General features: G+C 64.3%; 1 protein-coding gene. It reads left to right on the forward strand.

All coding sequences use genetic code 11. The features are described from left to right. The coding region (locus PA598K_RS35580; RefSeq protein WP_260405778.1) for a Gfo/Idh/MocA family protein at window positions 1-485 on the forward strand (485 nt) is incomplete at both ends.

Genomic DNA, 485 nt, shown 5'->3' on the forward strand with positions numbered 1-485 from the left:
CCTCCCGCGATCCTGCGCCGCCGAGCGCCGACTATATCCGTACCTCGGGCGGCATCTTCATTGATATGGCGATCCACGACTTCGACATGGCGCGTTATCTGATGGGCAGCGAGGCGGTGGAGGTGCACGCATACGGCAGCGTGCTGGTCGATCCGGTGTTCGGCGAGCATGGCGATGTCGATACGGCGATCATCACGATCCGTTTCGAGAGCGGGGCGCTTGGCGTCATCGACAACAGCCGCCAGGCGGTGTATGGCTACGATCAGCGGGTCGAGGTGTTCGGCTCGGGCGGCAGCGTGGCGGTCGCCAACGACTATCCGAACACGGCGGAGGTGCACAGCGCGACGGGAGTGCGTCGCGACAAGCCGCTCCACTTTTTCCTGGAGCGCTATACCGAGGCGTATATCGAGGAGCTGAGACAGTTCGTCGCCGCGATCGGCGGCGCGCAGCCGGGCCCTGTCTCTTATACACATCTGACGCTGCCG

Source organism: Paenibacillus sp. 598K (genome assembly GCF_003851045.1).
Lineage (GTDB): Bacteria > Bacillota > Bacilli > Paenibacillales > Paenibacillaceae > Paenibacillus_D.